Raw genomic sequence first — 21917 nt, 5'->3', positions numbered from 1 at the left:
AAATACAGACACATAGTATAATTGTTCTAAAAAGGTGATGAGAGGAAAAGGATTTCACATTTATGGTAGAAATCATATGAACCTATTCAAATTATCGCATGTATCTACGAAAATATTCGTAACAAAATTTGTTATTACGAACTCATTCGTATATGTTTGATACGAAACTTGTCGTAGATCAGAGAGATCTACTTCAATGGAGGTCAAAATTTAAAGACAAAAACGAAAGCAACATGACACATAAACCTACCGAATCGGAATTAGACATACTCAAAGTACTTTGGGAAAAAGGCCCAAGTACGGTAAGGGAAGTCAATGAAATACTCAGTCAGGAAAAAGAAACAGGTTATACCACTACTTTGAAACTGATGCAGATTATGGCGCAAAAGGGTATTGTTACTAGAGACGAATCGTCACGTACTCACGTGTACAAGCCAGCTATTGAGCAGAAAAATGTACAGCATACTTTACTTAATAAATTGGTCGATGCCGCTTTTAGCGGTTCCGCCTCGCAATTGGTCATGCAGGCATTGGGGCAAGGGAAAACCTCGAAAGCCGAGCTCGAAGAAATCAAAAAACTCATTGAACAACTAGAAGGAGAACAAAAATGAAAGGATTCATCAACTCTCAATGGGCCGAAGCCTTGGGCTTAACCCTATTCGATTCGCTTTGGCAAGGAGCCATAGTGCTAATCGCCAGTTTAGTTGTTTTGCTTTTTATGAAGAAAGCTTCGCCTGCAAAACGTTATGCCGTAGTACTTGTCGCCATTTTCATTTTACCCTTACTTTCAGTCACAACTTTTCTGGGGCATTTAGATAATGGCGCGGCAACTTCAACGCTTAATAGCCCGCTTGATTTCGAGAATACCTCCGTATTTTCATTAGACTTCAGTGAAATTCCCGTTCCAATTGAGCAGGCTGTTGTTCCCCCTACAATTTTGGCAAAATGGAAAGTTTGGACGTCACAGAACGCCAATTTGGCCTTAGTCATTTGGCTCATCGGTGCCTTCTTATTCACAGTCAGAATGTTAGGCGGTTTCTATTTTCTAAATCGCTTAAAATCAGGAGCCAACCTAATTACCGATACGGCTTGGTTAGAAAAAATGAGCGCCCTTTGCACCTCTTTGAAAATAAAGGGAAAAGTGCTCTTGAAGCAATCTGAAAGGGTTTCTTCTCCATTGGTCATGGGGGTGATTAAGCCAGTAATCATTTTTCCTATGGGTCTCATTCAAGCCCTTCCTACCGATGAAATTGAGGCCATTTTAGTGCACGAATTGGCCCACATCAAACGAAAAGATTTTCTTATCAACATAGTTATCAACCTGTTGCAAGTAGTTTACTTTTTCCACCCCGCTTTTTGGTGGCTCAAAGTACAGCTTGATGCCGAAAGGGAATTCCACTGCGATGACATTGCACTAAACCAACTGGGTAAAAAACTAACCCTCATCAGAGCGCTAACAAATGCTTCCGAATATCAGGGGCATAAATTTCAACCTGCTCTGGCCTTTGCCGGAAAGAAGAATCAATTGCTGAGCAGGGTAAAACGCATCGTAGATCATAAGCCTCAAATGAACTGGCTTAGTGGTTTTATGTCTTTGGGAATTCTAGTGTTGAGCTTTGCGCTTATGAGTCAGAATGCAAACCAAGAAGACAAGCCCACCATGGCTCAGCTGGAAGAAAACAACATCGAAAACTTGATGCAAGACCCAGCGCTTCAAGACACCACCAAGGTGAATAAAGCTATTCTGGAATTACTCAACCCAAACTCTAAAGTGACGGTTAAAACCGATCCTTCTGGCGCGGTAACAATGATTTTGAATGATAAAAAAGAAATTTCTGGAGATGAGTTTGAAGCCTATAAAGCCGCTTATTATCAAATCCATAAGTTTTCTGAAGAACGCCAGAGGACCCAAAAAGAACCTTCTCAGGAACTGGTCGAACAGGAAGTTCTTCGTGCCCAAAAAGTCCTCAGAGAAGTTGAAGAAGTAATTAAGGCTTCAGCACAATCTAAAGCTTCTGTGGTTGAAAAGGCTGAGGTAACTCAGGAGGAAATCATTAAGTGGGTAAAGAAGGTGAAAGAGGAAGAAGCAAAGCTCGTAGAGGCTCAAGAAGAGGTTCGCAGAATTCAAGGGAGAACAAGAAATATTCTTGTAACGCAAAGAAACAGGGTTACCACTGGACAAAATGATTTTACGGGCAATGTATCTACTCTTTTTAAAGGAACGGCAACTACAGAAATTGTTGATAAACAGACTGTTGTTTCCGAAGAATTAAAGAAACTGGAGGAAAGCTTGCAGAAGAAAGACACCATCAGAATAACTCTTAAAAATGTTTCAAAGAAAATATCGGATGATAAAAATGACCCAGTCGAATTGAAATTTACTAGAGCAAAAGCAACAAATGAAAACCTTATTTATGAAGTCGATAATAAAATTGTTGATATCAAGGATTTCCTAATTATGGATCCGAGAATAGCAATGTCGGCAGAGGTTATTAGTGACCAAGCTAAAATACTTAAACTACATCCTAGTCTGACGGGGGAGAAATTAATCTTGGTGCGCATATCCACAAAAAAGAAGAATGACTTAATTCCCAATTCAGTATTTACAAAAGACCCACTTACTACATCAAGCATTACTCATGATTTTACAAGAATCGAATTTGGGGATGCTCTAAGTCACGATCTACAATTAAAATTCATCAGCGATAGATTGGATCATCGTAATTTTATCATTGATCTGGATGGCGAACTGAAACCAGAAATGACATTTGCTGACTTAAACAACCTAGGAGATAAAAAGGTACAGACTGTAGAAATCATCAAAAACGATAAGATGTATGAATACCACAAAAAGCGAAAGTTGAAAGGCTACGATGCTTTAATTAGAATACTAACAAAGTAATTCTAGAACCATAATTGACTGTCTTGCCCTGACTAAATTACTTCAAGGCAAGACAGTTTTCTTTGTTACTTTCCCCCAGTCATTACATCGCCTAATTGGGTCATTTTAAAACGGTCGAGTTCAGCAGAAGTATGTTCCTTGACCATAATTTCCTCCATATGCTTAATGATGTCGGGATGAAGCTCAGCAATATCGGTTTGCTCGGCAGGGTCGGTTTTGAGGTTATATAGTTCAATGGCCATGTTCCCTTTTTTGATGTCTTTTCTAATGCCTTTCCAGTCGCCCATGCGTATGGCCTGCTGACCTTGGTATTCAGGAAACTCCCAATACAAATATTCACGGTCTTGTTGGGTTCCTTTGCCTGTTAGGGTGGGAAGAAAACTAACGCCATCTGTGTCTTTTGGTATTTCAGTATTGGTAAGTTCGCCCACAGTGGCCATCACATCCCAAAACACAGAAATATGATCAGTTTTAGTACCTGCCTCAATCTGACCTGGCCAAGCGGCAATCATTGGTACACGAATTCCACCTTCATAAGTAAAGCCTTTGGTGCGGCCATACTCCGTTTCAAAAGGGGATGCACTTTCAAAATATGGGGCATCTACTCCACCAGTATAGGTTGGCCCATTATCGCTGGTGAACACTATTAGCGTGTTTTCATACAATCCTAACTCCTTCAATTTGGCTACAATTTCGCCCACCTGATCATCCAAATAGGTAATCATTCCAGCATAAGCGGCTTTCGGATAACGGTTTGGGAAGTAGCCCTTGTCGCCCACATAGGGTTCTTCTTCGCCCCATAATTTCACATAGCGGTCGGTGTATTCTTGCGGAACCTGAATGGGTAAATGCGGAATTGGCGTAGCGTAATACATAAAGAATGGCTGATCCTTATTTTGTTCAATAAAGTTGAGCACTTCGGTTTGCATTAAGGCTGGCGCATAGTCGGGTTGCTTATTGAACATATCGTAACTGGCCAAATCCATTGGGTCTAAATCGGTAGCCAACTTCTGACTAGGTTTCACCAAATCATTATCTAACCATACTTTTTCTTCGTTTTTCCAGAGGTGTTTTGGGTATAGCTGATGCGCTTGACGCTGACAATTGTAGCCGTAAAAGAAGTCGAAACCTCTATTGGTTGGAATGCCATCTGTAATGGGAGCACCCAAACCCCATTTGCCTACAACTCCTGTGGTATAACCTGCATTTTGTAAAATATTTCCAACGGTCAATGTACCTGCTGGAATTGGTCTTTGGCCTTCCAAATTCGGATCGTACACTGCCTTTTCGTAGTTCCAAACTTCGCCTCGTTCTGCCCATTCATCGTTGCCTCTGATGGCGGCATGGCCCGGGTGTTTTCCCGTCATCAGCATATAGCGGGCAGGAGCACAAACAGGGGCACCAGAATAATGTTGGGTAAACATCATTCCCGATTTGGCCAACGCATCGATATTTGGGGTCTGGATTTTTGTTTGGCCATAAATACCCAGTTCACCATAGCCAAGGTCATCGGCTAGAATATAAATGATATTGGGTTTGGAAGGCACTTGCTCTGGCTTTCCGCAGCTAAAACAAATGGCGGAAATAAACAATAAGGCGAGGAGCTGTTTCATGGCTGATTAAGGTTGAATTGATCTATAATTTAGGGTTATTTACTCAAAACTCATTTCGGAATTTTAGTCTAATTGGATAATGCTTCTGAAGGAAGCTCCACCGTTTTGCCCGTGGCCTTATCAATAGGCATTTGGGCATCTACTTTCTTTAAATAATCAGAGAGTACTTTGGCTAATTCTTCAAGTTTAGCAGGCTCTTTTTCCGCAAGGTTTTGGCTTTCACCAATGTCTTCATTTAAGTTGAAGAGTTCGAAATGTCTATCTGCATGATAGTAGATTAACTTCCATTCCCCCAACCTTACCGAACTTGTTGAGCCAATGCCTGGACCTATCGGACCCCATCGGTTAGGGTAATGCCAAAAAAGTGGTCGGTTACTTTCGGATTCCTTGCCTTTTAGTACTGGAACAAAGCTGAGGCCGTCTACTTCTTGAACTGTTTCATATTTTTCAATGCCAGCGACTTCTAAAACGGTTGGGAAAAAATCTTCAATGATGATATGCGCATCGGTAACAGAATTGGGACGTACTTTTTCTGGCCACTTCACAATCATCGGTTCTCTAATGCCTCCTTCTCGGGCAGAACCTTTTCCACTGCTCAGCGGTAGGTTGTGGGTATGTTTTTCACCTCCTCTAGATACGGCACTTAATCCGCCATTGTCGGACATAAATAGAACAATTGTATTGTCATCAATGGCCTTCTGTTTTAGAAAATCCATAATGTCGCCTAGGCTTTTGTCCATGCCTTCAATCAAGGAAGCATATTTTGCCTCAATGGGGTTAATGCCCATGTCGAGGTATTTCTGAACAAAACGGTCGTCTCCTTGAATGGGGGTGTGCACCGCATAATGGGCCATATAAAGAAAGAAAGGTTTTTCGGAATGTATGGCTTGATTCATAGATGAAATGGCTTCAAGGGTCAGGGCTTCCGTCAGGAAAATATCTTTCCCGTAATACTTTTCTAAACCCGGAACGGCCCAAACATTATCGGCTTTCTTATTTCCGAAGTCATCTTTGCCATAGTAACTTCCGGGTGCGCCAGCAGCGTGACCAGCGATATTAACATCAAAACCGAGGCTAATTGGGTCGGCAGCGGGGGTTCCAATAGCACCCAAATGGGCTTTGCCCGAATGGATGGTAAAGTAACCTGCATCCTTTAAAAGCTTGGGAAGTGGAGTGGCAAATATGGAATTTTGAATGCCTTCTACGGGGCTCATTCCATTCACATTCCAGTCGGGTTGTTGTAAAATATCGTCATCAGCAACTGGTTGTGTGTCTTTTTCCAAAGTCCAGTTGGTTACTCTGTGGCGGGCGGCATTCATGCCCGTCATTAGGCTTACCCTGGTGGGGGTACAAACGGAACAGGAATAAGCTTGGGTAAACTTCATTCCATCTAAGGCCAAGCGTTCCATGTTAGGCGTTTGGTACAATTCATTGAAGGCGGTTTTTTGGTTCCAAAATGGAACGGAGGTGTCTTGCCAGCCCATGTCATCTACCAAAAACACGATGATATTGGGCCGCTTTTCTTCGGTATTGGTTTGACAAGCGACTATGGTAATCAGTAAAAATGCGGCTATTAGTTTCTTCATTCTGTTTTTTGGCTAAATGTCCTTCACGCACCTAAAACCTGTGTGCATTAAGCTAGTTTCGGGAGTTGATTCGCTGGTGCCAGTAATTTGATAACCATGGCAAAAACTAGGTTCGCAGAGAAAGGAACCTCCTCTCAATATTTTCTGACTGGTTTGGTTCGGTACAAAATTTTCTGGCTTAACCCCGTATGGAATCGACCAATCGCTGGTCCATTCCCAAACATTGCCTGCCATATCGGTAAGGCCAAGCTTGGTTTTTCCAAAGGACCCCACTGGGGAAGTAAGCATGAAGCCATCTTCATTGAGGTTGACAAAGGGAAAAGAACCCTGCCAAGTATTGGCCATGTATTTTCCTTCCACAATAAGCTGGTCGCCCCAATTATAAATCGTATTGATGTCATCCGCATCTTTGGCAGCATGTTCCCATTCGGCTTGAGAGGGAAGCCTTTTGCCAGCCCAGTTAGCATAGGCGAGCGCATCGTTATAAGATACTTGGGTAACAGGATGGTCATCATTGGCTTTTTCAGCATTTGGCCCTTGTGGATATTGCCAGTCGGCCCCGTCTTCTAGAAACCAGTTTTGCTCAATGGTAAAGACTCCAGAGTTCCCAAATTTTTCGGCTTCGGTAATGTATTCGGTGGCCTCTACAAAGGCGCGAAATTGAGCAACCGTTACTGGCGAGGTATCCATAAAAAAAGCAGGAATTGATTTTCCTTTTGGAATGTACTGCATGCCTTCTGGAGGTGTAGGTTTCGGATCGGTTTGACATCCAGAGGAGAAAGCGATTATCAATAGCATTGTAAAAACGCCAAAATTGGAATATTGAATCTTCTTCATTGCTTGTCTAATGTAGAAAAAAGAGGCGTAAATGGGTAAGTTATTTACAGTGGCATTGTCCTTTTCAAGTATGACTAACTAATCTAACAGATTATTTAACCCATTGCATGCTAATAGTATTTTTCAAGACTGGTTTGAGCATATTTAATTCCTTCTTTACATCTATCCAAGTCCAGCTCTGTATGATTAGGGTTATTCATATAAAGTGTTTCAGCGATCTTGTAGTATTTTATTGAATTCAAGAAAGCCTCTTTTCTTTTACCCTGCACTACGCATTGATATGCGAGGTATTCATATTGTTGAGCAAGTTGATTATTATTAGGAAAGAAAGCATGAGATGCCTCGGTATCCTTAATTAACTGCTCAATAGGCTCTAACTCTAGGTAAAGTAAAATGCTGTCTTTGTGATTGTAATACTGGCTTGTAGAATCAATCATATCTTGAAGGGTTGTAGAGCCGACAAAAGCTTCAATAGAAACGGGAAAATCAAGCAGTTGCCACCTTGGCTGATTTGGAATATGGCGTTGAATAAAATCTGTTGGCTCAGCAAACAGAAATGATCTATCTGGTTGAGGGAAGTAAGTGAGCCTATTGTTGACCATTTCTACAAAACCACTTGCCCATGTAAGGTCCATCAAATGGAATTCTCCATCCGTTTGGATAATATTCCAAGCATGACTGCTTTGTTCTAAGTCTTCTAGGATATAATTATAACCTTTTGAATAACCCGAAATAACCCAAGACTTAACTCCAACTCTATCACAGAGTTCTTTATATAAATTTGCGTAACCTGAGCATACAGCTTTTGTTGATATGAGAGTGGTTTCCCAGTTTGGAGGCGTATTAATGTTATTAACGAATGATTTTACATCATACTCGATATTTAGCATTACCCAATAGGCAATAACTTCTGCCAATTGTCTTTTAGATTCAGTAGGTTTTTTTAAATAAGAAACTAGGGCGTCAATATCCTTTTGTATTTCTTCTGGGGTGCTCTTGGCATGTTCAAATAATTTTTCACTAAAAGCACTTTGAGGAAAAGCCTTTAATGAAAGCGTAATTCCTAAAAAAATAAGGGCAATTAGCTTCATGCTTTTTAGACGAAAAATCAGTCGGTTTTGTTGACATGACAACTTTTTAATAGTCCATCTTAAACACCCAAGCCTCCTTGCTCTTTACTTGGCTGATGTCGATTTTCCATTTTCAGGCAACTTTACAATTGATTCAGGAATTATGGTTAGAGGTTCAAGTTGTAACTAAAGCTTATAAAAGCACCTGTTTCAATTTTCTTGACAGTTTTAAAGTCTATTGGGGCGTTGCTTGTGGTTTCTAACTTGAACCCACTTGATAGCTGTTCCTTTTGAGCAAAGGAAAGGCCCCCACTAAAAATAACTCTATTTTTCGCACCTAAAACAAGTGTTCCTCCAAGTAAGTATTGAACATTCTTATCGAGGTCATAGCCTACTCCAATACTAAATCCTGTACCATAATTATATTCATAATGCCAAGTGTAATGCATAAAGGCGGCAAGCCCCACAGTATAATTATCAGTTCCCTCTTTTGAAAGAGTGTAACTGGCGACCGTGTCAACTTGAGTGTTTATGTCTGTAACATAGTTTGGTTTGTTTATGAATTTTTCGTTCGATAAGCTAGATCCAAAAAGACCTGTACTAAAAGTGACTCTATGGCGTCTGATTACCTTCATTGAAACTACGGGTGTCTCAACACCAAATGGATAGGATTTACTAGTGTCTTTCGGACTTATTATAAGACTTAAGGAAAACTCATCGCCCGAGGCCTTTTTTGGCTGTGATTGATAAAAATGAATGGTGCTTTTTTGAATGTTATCAATGTAAACATTTCTCTTGGTATACCAATCAAGGAGATCGATCTCATCTAGCTTTAACTTTTGTGCTTTAACTTCTTCTTTAAGGGGTTTGTTGGCGGGATCTGGATCAAGAATTATTTGGAAATATAATTTATTTAAGTTCTTCAGGTCATTTGTTAAATTCGTTATATCCATCGGAGTAAGGCTCTTAAGCGGATTGCTATCAGGATACCACTGATTCTGTATATTAAGCTCTGAGGCACTTTTTTTGGCATCAGTAACAAGCTGATCATATAGGTTGAAAAACTGCTCGTAATAATCGGGTAGCTCTTGCTTAAATACATGAACCTTATCATTTGCCACAAAAAATTTTTCTCCATTTGTTACACTACTGAAAAGCGTCAAAGCAGAAAGCCCCGACAATGAAAAGTCAGGGACTTTCGTATTGTATGTCACTGCATTTTTTTCAAGGTCAACCTTCATGAGTAGCATATTAATATTGGTGACCTTTAGGCTTATTAATTCTCCTTCTTTAACATACCCATCAAAACCTTCAGGGGCTTTCATTTTCTTTTCCTTGAAATCATAAGTGAATTCCTTTTGAGCGAAGAGGTTGCCTCCAAAGAAGAGCAGTACAAAAAAAATAGTGCATACCGTTTTCATGATTGATTGATTTAAAAATTGAGAATCAAATTTCTTCTATCAGTTCACGTATTTCAATACCCACTGAGCGGTATCAAAGGTTATTTTATAGGCATTTATTATTACCTTATTATGGAAAAGATAAAATCAAGACTTATTAAGGAAGGTATACTATAACCTATAGCAATTTTTTTTATACCAATTACCCCCAGATAGGTATTGAAGCACACCATTTTTAAAGAGAATTTAGCATGAAACCAAAACCACTATTTTATGAAAGTATACAAAACCACAACGGTCATATTAAGTATTGCTTTAATAGGTGTACTAGTATTCATGGGCTTCTTTAATCGTAGTAAAGAGCCAAGCTTTTTTGATAATGATGGAGAACCGTTTACAATAACCCAAGAATGGGTCAAAGCAGTGCTTGATTACCAAAACCTTTCTGATGTCGATGAGCTGCAAGATGATTGGATTAAAAAGAATTATATATATCAAGACACAAACGGCAAAATGGTTGGCGGTATTCACCCAAGAAATACAGGTTCATTTATCGAGCTGAGTGAAGCCAGAGAAAAATATTCAAAGTTTGTAGAGATTAATAGGGGAATGAATGGCGAAAAGCGGATAAAACCTTATGCGTTTGCTTTTGGGATCGACAACCTCAGAAGTCTAATAAGAGCAATAGAAAGAGAAAATTTACAATATGAATTACCCAAAGATTCATTAGAGTCTATTCGTGGCGTAAGAGCTTACCTTGTTGTTACAAAGGACAAAGAAACTTTAAAGGATCACTATGATTTGATGATGATCCCTGTTCAAGGGAATGGTTTTGATTATCGACAAATTGATAAAGGCCAACCATTTTTATCCGATAGTCTGTTTTTAAATACATCCGCTCCATGCCCAAATAACTGCGAGCCGGAAAAATAACAATATGACTAACTGGGATTACTTCTTTGTTTATAGTTCGGTGTTTTCACCGCTTATACCCCTGCTATTTCTACTGAAAGGTAGGTATAATGGTCCCTTACAGATCATTATACTCTTTATCTCTCTCTCATTTTTAACTGATTTAGTATCTGTGTTCTTGTTTGGAAATAATTACACAGTGCTTCACCTATATGGACTTTTAGAAGCGCTAATACTCTTTTGGTTTTTCAATTCAGTAATCAAAAACCAAAAATGGATTCCTTTTTTGGCCTTGGCTTACTCTGTATTCTACCTGATTAATTCTATTTGGTTTGAATGGGGTGAGTTTAACACGATGGGTAGGTCTGTTGAATGTTTGATAATGATCTTTTTATCCCTGAGGTTATTTTATCAATTCTTTAAATTGGAAGAAGATATTTTTATTGATCGATCTCCAATATTCTGGATCACCATTGGGGTTTTAGTGTACTTCTCGGGCGCATTTTTCACCTTTACGCTTAGTAAATATATTTTGACAGATGCGCCACTCTGGATTTTACACAATACATCAAATGTTCTAAAAAATGTGTTTTTAGCCATTGGCTTATGGAAAGTAAGCAAGAAATAGCATACAGAACTTTCGTTTATTTAGGCACATTGGGCATGCTATTATTGGCCAGTGCAGTGGTGCTTTTTATTTATTTATACCAGCGCAAGCTCTTTAAGAAAAAGATCGCATTTCAGGAGATTGAAGACCTTTTAAAAGAGCAGGAATTAAAATCAACTTATGCATTAATGCAGGGGCAAGACCTAGAGCGCAAGCGAATTGCCGAAGAGCTTCATGACAATTTGGGCAGTATATTGGTCACACTGAATATGTACACCGATACCGCACTGTCTACTGTCGACATAAAGCGTAAAAATGAATTAATCAACCGCATTAATGAAATTGCAACGAAGGCTAGTGATGAAACACGTAAATTATCGCACAGGCTTGATTCCGTGTCTCTAAAGCATTTTGGACTTAAAACCGCCCTCGATGATTTGCTGAGTGCCATCAGGGAAACCCGTCATATCGCAGTAAAAAGCAGTATTTTGATAGACAACTCTATCAGTGGAGACGTTTCTCTAAACATTTACCGAATTGCCCAAGAATTGATTAACAACACTTTAAAACATGCTGGAGCAAAACACATTAGTATTGAATTGTATGAAGTTGCGAATGAGTATTTAAGCTTTATTTATACAGATGATGGTATTGGCTTTAATCAAGGTCAAACCGTTTCAGGAGTTGGGTTGATAAATATTAAATCGAGAGTACACAAAATGGCAGGAGATATTTCTATTGAGTCTGAGGGTAAAGGAATTAATGTAGTAATTGAAATCCCACTAAAATGAAAATCAAAGTTCTACTTGTAGATGATCATGCCATTGTCATTGAAGGATTAAAAGCCGTCCTTGATGGTCATGAAGAGATTGAGGTTTGTGCTGAAGCCAATAATGGAGAAGAGGCTCTTAACATCTTACACAATCGAAATGACATTAACGTAGTCGTTCTTGATATCAACATGCCCGTAATGGATGGGCTTACATGCGCAAAACGGATTAAAACTTCTTATCCAGAAGTTAAGATTATCATTCTTACCATGTATGCTCAAAGGTCGTTTATTGAAGAAATGTTAAAAATTGGAATAGATGGATCTTTACTAAAAAGCAACACTGGGAAAGAATTGAAGGAAGCTATTTTGAGGGTAAGTAGTGGAAAATCCTACTATGATTTAATCCAGACTTTTAATAAGAGTAAAAATCAAATAACCCAATACAAACTAGGAGATAGGGAAATTGAAGTCATCAAATTACTGGCCGAGGGTCTTACTAGTCAGCAGATTGCGGAAAAACTGTTTATCTCTGAAAATACTGTTAAAACACATAGAAAGAATATTCTGAGAAAAACGGAATTGCACAACACGTCTCAACTTGTACAGTTTGCTTTAAACAATTCCATAATATAACACCCAACTCAATACCCCTCAATCTTAAACACCCATGCCTCTTTGCTCTTTACTTGGCTGAACTTAATCTCGTCTGTATTGATGATCATTTTTCCGTTTTCATACTTCCAGTCAAGATTTCCTTCATAACCCAAAAGGCTGACCTTGGCGTTTTTTGAAGGCGCTTTTACCGTCAAGGCCAATTGATCATCTGGCCACTCCATAGCAATGGCATATACATTTCCATTGTTTTGAGTGTAGGCAATGTGCTGCTGCATGGATTTGTATTCGGCATTTAAGCCATGCGTATCTCCTGTTGCAGAGGTGTATAATTTAGAAGAACGAACGATCTGCTTTTCGGTATTTTTGCTCGACCAAAAAAGGCGGGCACTGGCGTTTTGCTGCTTTTCGAAATACTCCACTTTGATGGCATAGCGTTTTCCAGCGTTGAGCTGAATACTACCTTGTTCTTTGTTTTGGTTATTGTTGCCCATTACAAAACCTTCGGCACCAGCGGGTGCGCCTTCCCATTTGCTCAGTACTAATTGATTGTCGATCCATACGCGAATACCATCATCGGCCTGTACTTCAAATTGATATTCTTCTGAAAACTCAGGTTGAATAAAGCCCGTCCATGTAGCGGTGAAGTTGTCTTCTTTGATCGGATTTCCGGGTGTGTTTCTCACCCAGTTGAAGTCAATATTCGGATCGACACGCTGAAGACTTACTGGTTTTTCTTCTCCCGTTTTCTCCCAAGCGGTAGAGCCGTAAATGGCTTCACCATTAATTTCTAACCAACGGCCTAACTGCATCAAGCGGTCTTGCTGCAATAATGGGATTTGGCCATCGGCTTTTGGTCCAACATTAATGATTACACCGCCACCGTTGGCGACAGCTTTTACAAAGAAGTGAATCAACTCTTCACCCGTCATATAGGCATCCAACTTCTCAAATCGGTTAAGCCCAAAAGAGCGACCCAAACCACGGACTTCCGCCCAAGGACGTTCGGTTTCCGTGATGCCCGAACTATATTCTGGGGTAAGAAAACCAATTTCCTGACTTCCACCTCCCCAGCGGTTATTCACTACAGCATCTGGTCCAACCAAATTGTAATACCATGAAATCAATTCGGCTGAATGCCATTCTTCAGCGGAGTTGAACCACTCGCCATCGGCAAAAATCAAGTCTGGTTTGTAAGTAGCAATCAATTCCTTGAATTGCGGAATCATGTGTTGATCAACATAGGGTTTGATATTTCTATGCGGATCGGTATCCCAGCGGTGGAGAGGATTGTTCCACTCAGGAAGTGAATAGTAAAGCCCCATGTGGAGGCCTGCTTTTTTTACTGCCGTGCTCAGTTCACCTACTAAATCTCTTTTTGGCCCGACTTCCATGCTGTTCCAATTGGGAGCGTATTTGCTCGGCCACATGGCATAGCCATCGTGATGTTTGGAAACCATGACTACGTATTTGGCGCCTGCTTTTTTGAAAAGATCGGCCCACTCATCAGGGTAGAAAAGTTCGGTTTTGAAGTAGGGAGCAAAGTCTTTGTAAGTGAAATCTTCACCATAATTAATTTTCATGTAAGAGGTGCGGAGCGAATCACTCAACATGAGTCCACGCAAATACCATTCTCCGTAATCTTCTTTATTGCTATAAGCAGGCACAGAATAAACACCCCAATGAATGAAAATTCCGAGTTTGGCTTCTTTGAACCATTCAGGATAAGGCTTTGATTTCAAGGATTCCCAAGTGGCCTCATATTGCTTTTCCTGGCCGTGGAGCCCCAAGCTTTGGACAACCAAAACGAAAACTAATGCCGATTTAAACAGAGAGATGAATTTCATTATAAACTATTGATGATATAAAACTGAAGCGGGGATTTGGGTCTTGATAAAACTAGGGCCTTTCCAACTTACTTCCAGACCACTGCCTCCCGTTTTTTGAAGATAAGTAACTTTGATTTTATGATTTCCTTTTTCTAAACCCACCAAACCTGACTTTTCTACCATGCCGTGTAAGCCATCATTATCCACCACCAATTGATCGTTGATGAAAAGTTGGCTTCCATCATCTGAGGAAATATAGAATCTGTAAGCTCCATTTTCTGGAACATTGATATAGCCTTCGAACGAAAAAGCATAGTATTCATCGCGTGAATGAGCACTGTAATCAAAGGTGTTTACTGTACCCTTTTTGGTGCTTTTCAATGGATTGAAATTGGAGAGTTGATCCCAATCTCCTTCATAATAAGCATAATTAATTCCTGACTTAAGGTTGGATACTGCCTGTGCCTTTTGGCTTGAAACTTTATTAAATTCTGCTGAGGAAGTAGCGCTTGCAGCATTTGAACCCTCAAAAGTTTTGGCTTTCAATACCGTGTTTTTGGTGATGTTTATGCCCTCTTGTGAGTATAGGGTTGAAGAGGAATTTGGCTCAGATCCGTCAAGTGTATACCGCACATCAAAGCCATCTTTGGCCTTTAGTTTTACGAGCAGCTGATCAGAAAACTGAAATTCATCTGCCATAATCTCTGGCGGCAAAACTACTTCAGGCTTGCCTTTGATATCAAGAGAAATTACCTCGTCTATGCTATTGGGTGAAATTTTAGGAAGCTCAATCACTAAAGCGTCCGCATCTCTTCTGACCGTCAATTGAGTGGAAGCGGCTGAAAGTAAGCTTGCTTTAATGGCTTCATTCCGAATGCCTCCGAGCCTGAGTTCGCCATTTTCTGGCCAATCGAAAACATGTAAATAAAGTCTGGTGCCTCCATTGATCGATTTTTGAGTAACGCGGCCCCAAACCAAATGCTCGAATGGACTTGCTTCTGTTTCATAAATAGACGCTCCGTTAACATTCATCCAATCACCGATTGCCGCCAATCTTTCAATGCTTTCTTGAGGGAAAGTACCGTCTGCTTTTGGGCCAATGTTTAACAAGAAGTTGCCGCCCTTAGAGGCAATATCCACTAGGTTTTGAATCAACTCCTTGGACGATTTCCAATTGTTATCATTTTTATTGTAGCCCCAATGATCGTTCATGGTCATGCAGCTTTCCCAATCGATACCTGGCAAACCCGTGTCAGGAATTTCCTGCTCCGGTGTTCCAAAATCTCCAACAAAATTACCTTCTGCGGTTAAGCCTTGCATACCTTGGCGACCTTTGTCAACTCTATTATTGATAATGATATTGGGTTGAAGACTTCGGATATAATCATACAATTCCACACCCTCTTCATGTGTCCATGTGTCTTCCCATTCCCCATCAAACCAAAGCACGCCAATCTCCCCATAGTTGGTCAGAAGCTCTTTCAGCTGATTTTTCATATAATCCACGTAACGAGGAAACTCGGCACCTTCGGTAGAGCGATTTTTTTCCCAGCCTCTTCTTGGCAAATAATCAGGATGATGCCAATCCATAATGGAATGATAGAAGCAGAGTTTGATGCCCGCCTTTTCACAGGCATCGGCCAATTCCTTTAGAATATCTCTTTTGAAAGGGGTGGCCATCACATCAAAATCCGAAGTTTTAGAATCGTAGAGTCCAAAGCCATCGTGGTGCTTACTGGTGATGGTGATGTATTTCATTCCCGCATCTTTGGCCATTTTCACCCAAGCCTCTGCATCAAATTCCACTGGATTGAAATCATCCAAAAATTGATCATACTCTTCCAACGGAATTTCGGCTGTGGTCCTGATCCACTCTGCATGGTTGGTTGTTCCTTTCCATTCCCCAGCAGGGATGGCATAAAGGCCCCAATGAATAAACATGCCAAAGCGGGCATCACGCCACCAATCCATTCGGGTTTCTTCTTTGGCTTCGTCTAATTTTTGATCACCACCCTGGCAGCCGAAAAAGGAAGCCATTAGCAGCGCAAGAAAAAAGCAGGAAAGCGTCTTTTTCAACATATTGGTAAGGGTTAATAAGAATGAAGTGGTATTTGGCGACTACGGCCGAATACTTTAGCAGTTAATTTACTTCCTTTTATTATATTCAACCAATGACAAAGGCAGAACTTCAATTGATTCTTCAAGAAGGTGAAGGTTATAGGGCTGAATTTAAATCAAGCCTGAATAGTGATTTGCAACGAGAGCTGGTGGCTTTTGCGAATGGATCAGGAGGGAGGGTTTTCCTTGGGGTTTCTGATGATGGAAAAGTTACGGGCATTGAAGCGACCAATCAGCTGAGGTCTCAAATACAACAAGCCGCTTCAACCTGCGATCCCCCTGTTGACATAAAACTAGAAACGTTTGAAAATATATTGATTATTGAAGTGAAGGAGGGGCATGACAAACCCTATCGTTGTACGAAAGGCTTCTTTTTAAGAGCAGGGAGTAGTTCTGAAAAAATGAATACTGCTCAGATTATTAAGTTTGTTCAAAGTGAGGGAAGGATAAAATTTGACGAGTTATTATTCAAAAAATATCCTTTCGAAGAAATCTTTGATTCAGAAAAACTAAATCATTTTTTATCCCTTAAGAACATTTCTAAGAGTATCGAGGACGCTGATATACTTTCCAATCTTGGTGTTCTAGAGTTTGTTGATGACCAAGCCTACCTCACTCATACTGGTGTGCTATTTTTCACCAAAACTCCCACCAAGTACATTCCACATTCCAATGTAGTATGTGCTAGATTTCAGGGTAATGACAAGGCTACGATTCTCGATAAGAAGGAATTATCGGGCGATTTAATTTCAAACATTGAAGGGGCTATCCTATTCTTAAAAACTCATCTTAAGAATAGGATTGAAATATCAGGTACTCGCAGAATGGAAATTTTAGAAATTCCTGAAGTTGTTTTGAGGGAAGCTATCGTTAATGCAATTGCGCATAGAGACTATTTTGAAAAGGGGGCAAATGTAATGGTTGAAGTTTTTGATGATATGATCGAGATTTCGAACCCAGGGGGCTTACCAAAAGGGTTATCGGAAAATGATTTTGGGAAAAAGAGCTTGGCCAGAAATCCTAATATTTGCGCTTTGCTCAACCAAGTAAACTATATCGAAAAAATGGGCACTGGCATTAGCAGAATGAGAAAGCTAATGCAAGAGAACAACTTACCCGAGATTCAATTTGAATACTCAGAGTTTTTTACCTTAAAAATTGAAAGAAAAAGTAGAGTTAACCCACTTGAGAGCATTCTTCAAATCTCCACAAAGAGAGCCGACAAAATGCTAGAAATACTTAAGGATCTTCATATTAACAAGGAGTTTTCTGTAGATCAAATCTCAGCTAAATTATCAGTATCAAACAGGTCGGTTAGAGATGACTTGGGGGCTCTATCTAAGCATAAACTAATATCAACTTCTGGTAAAAATAAGAACCGTAAATATCAAATTACAAAACAAGGCATTGAGCTACTTAAGTAGTTTATCGGAAGTTTTATCGGAAGTTTTCCTCCGTGATCTTCAGTAGTAAATTGCTTTATTTTACTTTATTTTTTATTATTTGTATTCCTCGTAAACAAGGAAAAGGGCGCAAATTGGTTATATGTATTTTCATTACTCGGAAGTTTTATCGGAACTTTTGAACACAAATTACCCTAGGTTTTAGGCCTTATGTAAATGTGCTGGAAGATCTTCAATTTTCTCGCAGCAAATCTGCTCCATCACTTGTTGTAATTGGGTTTTTAAAATGGAGATGGTATGATCTCCTCCCTTTTTGCCCAAAGCGCCTACACCATACATAAAGCTTCGGCCCATAAAAGTAAATTCAGCACCAGAGGCCAAAGTCCGGGCTACATCAGGGCCTGAGCGCATACCACTGTCCATCATTATTTTGATTTGACCGCTGTATTTCTCTGCAATTCTAGTCAAAGGTTTGATGGTCGATTCTCCTGCGTCCAGTTGTCTTCCGCCATGGTTCGAAACAATGATGCCATCTAAACCAAGGGCAATTGCCTTTTCAGTGTCTGCTTCGCTGGCTACACCTTTCAGCACGATTTTTCCTTTCCATTGGTCACGTATTCGGCTGATCCGATCATCATTTAATCGGCCAGAAAACATCTGATCCATAAATCCACCCAGTCCGCCTAGGCCCAAATTTTTAGGCATATAAGGTTTGAGTGTTGCGAAGTTGGGCTGGCCATGTTTGAGCGTTTGCAATGCCCAATGCGGATGCGTCATCACCTGAGCGATATTTTTCATGGTCAAACGAGGCGGCATCGAAAGCCCGTTACGAATGTCTCTTGGGCGATAACCAAAGGTGGGCACATCGCAAAGCAATACTAAAACTGGGCAATGGGCTGCGGCCGCTCGTTTCAAAATGTCGTCACGGTATTCTTCTTTGGCTGGATGATAAAGTTGAAACCAAGCCCTGCCTTCCGTCAATTCTGAAATGCGTTCGATGCTACTAGTCGTGACGGTGCTAAGGATAAAAGGAATATTGTGTTCGAAGGCCGCTTTGGCTAGAATCTCTGGCGCATTTGGCCACATCAGACCTTGCAGACCCACGGGTGCAATGCCAAAAGGAGCATCATATTCATGGCCAAAGAGCTCGGTTTTTAGACTGCTGCTTTTGTAAGGCGCTAAGTATTTCGGCACCAAACTGAGTTCTCGAATTTCAGAGGTATTGCGGTGTAAATTGACATCCTCATTGCAACCTCCATCCAAATACTCGAAGGCAAATTTGGGCATCTTCTTTTTGGCCTTATTGCGAAGGTCATCCATCGATGGGTAGTTCTTATTATATGACCAATTTGCTCCCATTTAATTTTTCAGTTTGATCAATGACTCCACCGTGAAAGTATCACTCTCTCCTTCTTCCGAATTTTTCCCAACCATGATTCGGAACTTGCCCGCTTCCACTACCCGCTCCATGTTCCTGCTCCAAAGGGAAAGATCTTCAGGGTTTAAATCAAAACTTACACGTTTGCTTTCTCCAGCATTGAAATGGATCCGTTGAAAACCCTTGAGTTCCTTTACCGCTGTGGTTACAGAGCTGATCAAGTCGCTTAGATAAAGCTGTACCACTTCTTCACCTGCTTGAATTCCGGTGTTGGTGACCGTCACTTCAATGTGAATTTTACCTTCTCCTTGATTCGTAATCTGAAGGTCCTTATAATCGAAAGAGGTATAACTTAAACCGTAGCCAAAGGGGTAGAGGGGTGTAATTTTCTCATCGACATAGCGGTGATTTCTGGTGGGTTTGGCACTGTAATACATTGGCAGTTGGCCTACGCTTCGGGCAACCGTAACAGGTAAACGACCCGCAGGATTGTAGTCTCCAAATAGGGTTTGTGCCACCGCTAAGCCTCCTTTTTCACCAGGAAACCAAGCCTCTAAAATGGCAGGCACTTTCTGATCTAAACTGTTAATGGATAAGGGGCGGCCATTGAGCACAACACATACCACAGGAGTTCCGGTAGCAAGAATGGCGTCTACGAATTCCTTCTGAAGGCCATAGAGTTCTAGGCTGCTTACGTCTTTATTTTCTTCTACCAGTTCGTTCGATTCACCGACTACTACAATGGCCACGTCTGATGATTTTGCCTGCGCGATCGCTTCTGTTAAATCGGGCTTTTGCATGTTCCAGTTGAGATAAGCTTTGGCGCCATAGCCACCTTCCCATACGTCCATTCTGATTTTGTATTCCTTGCCTTTTACAAAATCCATTGGCGTGGTTTCGATACTTGTCGCTCCCTTTTCCCAATTGTCAATCACCAGTTTGTCGTCTACCCAGAGTCTTACGCCATCATCGGAACTTACGGCTAACCATCCGCTAAATGATTCATCTGGCTGAAGGTAACCTTCCCATGTGACAGAGAAGTGATCTTCGCCCACTCCTTCGCCCGGAGAGCCCGGCCATTCAAAAGCGACTTGCTTGTCAATTCTAGTGAGTACAGGTTCGCCCTCTACATTTCTATTGTTGAAGAATGTGGCATTTAATCCGTTTTGTGATCTGTCTTTGGTTTTAAAGTTGGCCATTGGAATGGGCTGACCTTTATAAATAAGGGGAACGCCTTCGGAATACACTACTTCCGTATTTGCTCCGAGCAATTGCCTTACCCCTTCATAAACCGTGATGGCTTTTTTGTTTTTTACAGAATAGCCACCCAAAACGGACTCATCGGCCAATGGCCCAAGCACCGCGACCTTCTTTAAGCTTTTACTGAGGGGTAATAAATCACCTTCATTTTTGAGCAATACCATCGATTTCAAGGCTGCTTCTAAGGCCAGATTCTGGTTTTCTTCACTGTGATTTCTTTCGTCAATAAGTCTTTGTTCTGTATATGGGTTTTCAAAAAGCCCCAACAAGAATTTTAACCTCAAAACCCCTGATACCGCTCTGCTCACTTTTGAAATATCGAGTGCTCCTTCATTCACCAGCTCTATAATGGTTTGCTGAAATTCTTCATTTGGGAAGTCGTAGAACTGCATGTCGATGCCCGCAGAAATGGCTTGCCGGATAGATTCTTTAGGAGAATCGCTGGACTTGTGGCTGCTCTGCAAAAAGCGAATCGCGCCAAGGTCAGAAACCACGATGCCTTTAAAGCCCCATTCGTTTCGGAGCACTTCCGTCATCAGCCATTCATTGGAGGCATTGGGAATTCCGTCAATTTCGGAATATGCGGCCATGGTGCCCAAAGCGCCTCCTTCCATAAATGCCTTTCTGAATACAGGAAGGTAATCCTGTCTTACGGATCTTTCTCCCAACAAAACAGGCCCGGCATTGCCGCCAGCTTGTGGTGATCCGTGGGCGGCAAAATGTTTGGGTTCTGCTACCATCGAGCGGTCAGAACTCAAGTCTTTTCCTTGGATGCCTTTGATCAAGGCGGTACCGAGTTCGGCAGATAAGTGGGTGTCTTCTCCCAGCGTTTCTGCAATTCTTCCCCAGCGTGGTTCTCTGCCCAAATCGAGGTTGGGGCCTAAACCGAAATGTACGCCATGCGCCCGGCCTTCGGTGCCAATAACCTGCCCCACCTTTTCCATTAAGGCTTTGTCCCAAGTAGCGCCAAGGCCAATGTTCATGGGGAAAGCAGTACTGCCTTCACCCATATAGCCGTGCAAAAACTCGGACATGAGTAATGCGGGAATTCCCCAACGGTTATTGTTGATGATAAATTCTTGAAGTTGATTGGCTGCTTTGGCGTCTTTCGGATAGTAATCGTGTACCGCACCTGCACCCAATTTTTCTCCGATCAATTCCTTGGCCAGCACTAGTGAAAAGGCTTCTCCTTCTTTAATATTTGCACCGTTGTACATGTCCATCTGCCGTACCTTTTCTTCCAAAGTCATTCTTGAAAGAAGGTCAGAAACCCTTTCTTCCACGGGAAGCTTGGCATTCTGGTAAGGGTATTTTTGAGCAAATAGTGATATGCCCACTACCTGGCAAAGTATGATTAAACTGAAAATTCGCTTTTTGAGCATAGGTTTTTTTATTCTCTTAAATCAAAAAAATAGCCATCCACTTATCGCCTTCTTTTGCCATGGAAAGGCTTTGCTGAAAGGGACAATTTACGGAAATGAGTTGGAATATTTACTCTATGGAGGGTGCTCTGGTTTCTCGACAGTTTACTTCTCAGAATAAATGAATTGAGCTACGTAGAAGATAGACGTGCTTCATAACAACCTCCGAGAGGCCTCACCCTTTTATGCCTCTCCAA

At 41.0% G+C, this 21917-nt stretch carries 16 protein-coding genes; 7 read left to right on the top strand and 9 right to left on the bottom strand.

Going from position 1 to position 21917, the window contains the following annotated elements; translation table 11 throughout:
* Positions 1–152 precede the first annotated feature (152 nt).
* Positions 153–611, top strand: coding sequence for a BlaI/MecI/CopY family transcriptional regulator (locus AAC026_RS03265; protein ID WP_339695009.1), 459 nt, complete (start codon positions 153–155; stop codon positions 609–611).
* Positions 608–2902 carry a M56 family metallopeptidase gene (locus AAC026_RS03260; RefSeq protein WP_339695008.1) on the top strand — a complete coding sequence of 765 codons (2295 nt, stop codon included), beginning with the start codon at positions 608–610 and terminating at the stop codon, positions 2900–2902. Before AAC026_RS03265 ends, AAC026_RS03260 begins: the two co-directional genes overlap by 4 nt.
* Positions 2903–2967: 65 nt before the next feature.
* Here AAC026_RS03260 and AAC026_RS03255 read toward each other — a convergent pair whose 3' ends face one another.
* From AAC026_RS03255 to AAC026_RS03235, 5 genes are all read right to left on the bottom strand, one after another.
* On the bottom strand, positions 2968–4515 hold the full coding sequence (locus AAC026_RS03255) for an arylsulfatase (RefSeq protein WP_339695006.1): 1548 nt from the start codon (positions 4513–4515) through the stop codon (positions 2968–2970).
* A 68-nt stretch (positions 4516–4583) separates the two neighbouring features.
* Complete coding sequence (locus AAC026_RS03250; protein ID WP_339695004.1) at positions 4584–6101, bottom strand: sulfatase; 1518 nt, start codon at positions 6099–6101, stop codon at positions 4584–4586.
* Between the two features lie 12 nt (positions 6102–6113).
* Complete coding sequence (locus tag AAC026_RS03245; RefSeq protein WP_339695002.1) at positions 6114–6938, bottom strand: SUMF1/EgtB/PvdO family nonheme iron enzyme; 825 nt, start codon at positions 6936–6938, stop codon at positions 6114–6116.
* A 110-nt stretch (positions 6939–7048) separates the two neighbouring features.
* Complete coding sequence (locus AAC026_RS03240) at positions 7049–8029, bottom strand: transglutaminase domain-containing protein (RefSeq protein WP_339695000.1); 981 nt, start codon at positions 8027–8029, stop codon at positions 7049–7051.
* 146 nt (positions 8030–8175) lie between these two features.
* Positions 8176–9429 (bottom strand): hypothetical protein, encoded by a 1254-nt coding sequence (locus AAC026_RS03235; protein WP_339694998.1) that lies wholly within the window; start codon positions 9427–9429, stop codon positions 8176–8178.
* Positions 9430–9681: 252 nt separating this feature from the next.
* Between AAC026_RS03235 and AAC026_RS03230 the strand changes: the two genes are divergently transcribed.
* From AAC026_RS03230 to AAC026_RS03215, 4 genes are read left to right on the top strand one after another with little or no spacing between them, the layout of a single operon-like run.
* Positions 9682–10341: a hypothetical protein gene (locus tag AAC026_RS03230; protein WP_339694997.1), complete on the top strand. Its 660-nt coding sequence runs from the start codon at positions 9682–9684 to the stop codon at positions 10339–10341.
* Positions 10342–10345: 4 nt separating this feature from the next.
* Positions 10346–10948: a hypothetical protein gene (locus tag AAC026_RS03225; protein ID WP_339694996.1), complete on the top strand. Its 603-nt coding sequence runs from the start codon at positions 10346–10348 to the stop codon at positions 10946–10948.
* Positions 10927–11718, top strand: coding sequence for an ATP-binding protein (locus AAC026_RS03220; RefSeq protein WP_339694994.1), 792 nt, complete (start codon positions 10927–10929; stop codon positions 11716–11718). Before AAC026_RS03225 ends, AAC026_RS03220 begins: the two co-directional genes overlap by 22 nt.
* A complete protein-coding gene (locus AAC026_RS03215; protein ID WP_339694992.1) occupies positions 11715–12332 on the top strand; it encodes a response regulator transcription factor in 618 nt (205 codons plus the stop codon). Before AAC026_RS03220 ends, AAC026_RS03215 begins: the two co-directional genes overlap by 4 nt.
* 8 nt (positions 12333–12340) lie before the next feature.
* Here AAC026_RS03215 and AAC026_RS03210 read toward each other — a convergent pair whose 3' ends face one another.
* Both AAC026_RS03210 and AAC026_RS03205 read right to left on the bottom strand, forming a co-directional pair.
* The gene (locus AAC026_RS03210) at positions 12341–14158 is read right to left on the bottom strand and encodes an alpha-L-fucosidase (protein ID WP_339694991.1); all 1818 of its coding nucleotides are present in this window, start codon (positions 14156–14158) and stop codon (positions 12341–12343) included.
* A 6-nt stretch (positions 14159–14164) separates the two neighbouring features.
* Positions 14165–16219 carry an alpha-L-fucosidase gene (locus tag AAC026_RS03205; protein WP_339694990.1) on the bottom strand — a complete coding sequence of 685 codons (2055 nt, stop codon included), beginning with the start codon at positions 16217–16219 and terminating at the stop codon, positions 14165–14167.
* Between the two features lie 92 nt (positions 16220–16311).
* Here AAC026_RS03205 and AAC026_RS03200 point away from each other — a divergent pair, with 92 nt between their 5' ends.
* Positions 16312–17682, top strand: coding sequence for an ATP-binding protein (locus tag AAC026_RS03200; RefSeq protein WP_339694988.1), 1371 nt, complete (start codon positions 16312–16314; stop codon positions 17680–17682).
* 180 nt (positions 17683–17862) lie between these two features.
* Here the strand turns inward: AAC026_RS03200 and AAC026_RS03195 are convergent, their stop codons facing one another.
* Both AAC026_RS03195 and AAC026_RS03190 read right to left on the bottom strand, forming a co-directional pair.
* The gene (locus tag AAC026_RS03195) at positions 17863–19020 is read right to left on the bottom strand and encodes an alpha-hydroxy acid oxidase (protein WP_339694986.1); all 1158 of its coding nucleotides are present in this window, start codon (positions 19018–19020) and stop codon (positions 17863–17865) included.
* A complete protein-coding gene (locus tag AAC026_RS03190; RefSeq protein ID WP_339694984.1) occupies positions 19021–21681 on the bottom strand; it encodes a glycoside hydrolase family 3 N-terminal domain-containing protein in 2661 nt (886 codons plus the stop codon).
* Positions 21682–21917 lie beyond the last annotated feature (236 nt).

Origin of the sequence: uncultured Roseivirga sp. (genome assembly GCF_963973945.1) — a bacterium.
Lineage (GTDB): Bacteria > Bacteroidota > Bacteroidia > Cytophagales > Cyclobacteriaceae > Roseivirga.
The sequence above is the reverse complement of the archived record's forward strand: the minus strand, read 5'-3'. Positions and strand labels throughout refer to the sequence as shown.

Bases quoted from the DNA above. Each gene is read 5' to 3' on its own strand.
- AAC026_RS03190 (WP_339694984.1), bottom strand. From the start codon at position 21,681: ATGCTCAAAAAGCGAATTTTCAGTTTAATCATACTTTGCCAGGTAGTG.
- AAC026_RS03255 (WP_339695006.1), bottom strand. From the start codon at position 4,515: ATGAAACAGCTCCTCGCCTTATTGTTTATTTCCGCCATTTGTTTTAGC.
- AAC026_RS03225 (WP_339694996.1), top strand. From the start codon at position 10,346: ATGACTAACTGGGATTACTTCTTTGTTTATAGTTCGGTGTTTTCACCG.
- AAC026_RS03235 (WP_339694998.1), bottom strand. From the start codon at position 9,429: ATGAAAACGGTATGCACTATTTTTTTTGTACTGCTCTTCTTTGGAGGC.
- AAC026_RS03245 (WP_339695002.1), bottom strand. From the start codon at position 6,938: ATGAAGAAGATTCAATATTCCAATTTTGGCGTTTTTACAATGCTATTG.
- AAC026_RS03205 (WP_339694990.1), bottom strand. From the start codon at position 16,219: ATGTTGAAAAAGACGCTTTCCTGCTTTTTTCTTGCGCTGCTAATGGCT.
- AAC026_RS03195 (WP_339694986.1), bottom strand. From the start codon at position 19,020: ATGGGAGCAAATTGGTCATATAATAAGAACTACCCATCGATGGATGAC.
- AAC026_RS03210 (WP_339694991.1), bottom strand. From the start codon at position 14,158: ATGAAATTCATCTCTCTGTTTAAATCGGCATTAGTTTTCGTTTTGGTT.
- AAC026_RS03200 (WP_339694988.1), top strand. From the start codon at position 16,312: ATGACAAAGGCAGAACTTCAATTGATTCTTCAAGAAGGTGAAGGTTAT.
- AAC026_RS03230 (WP_339694997.1), top strand. From the start codon at position 9,682: ATGAAAGTATACAAAACCACAACGGTCATATTAAGTATTGCTTTAATA.
- AAC026_RS03220 (WP_339694994.1), top strand. From the start codon at position 10,927: ATGGAAAGTAAGCAAGAAATAGCATACAGAACTTTCGTTTATTTAGGC.
- AAC026_RS03215 (WP_339694992.1), top strand. From the start codon at position 11,715: ATGAAAATCAAAGTTCTACTTGTAGATGATCATGCCATTGTCATTGAA.
- AAC026_RS03240 (WP_339695000.1), bottom strand. From the start codon at position 8,029: ATGAAGCTAATTGCCCTTATTTTTTTAGGAATTACGCTTTCATTAAAG.
- AAC026_RS03265 (WP_339695009.1), top strand. From the start codon at position 153: ATGTTTGATACGAAACTTGTCGTAGATCAGAGAGATCTACTTCAATGG.
- AAC026_RS03250 (WP_339695004.1), bottom strand. From the start codon at position 6,101: ATGAAGAAACTAATAGCCGCATTTTTACTGATTACCATAGTCGCTTGT.
- AAC026_RS03260 (WP_339695008.1), top strand. From the start codon at position 608: ATGAAAGGATTCATCAACTCTCAATGGGCCGAAGCCTTGGGCTTAACC.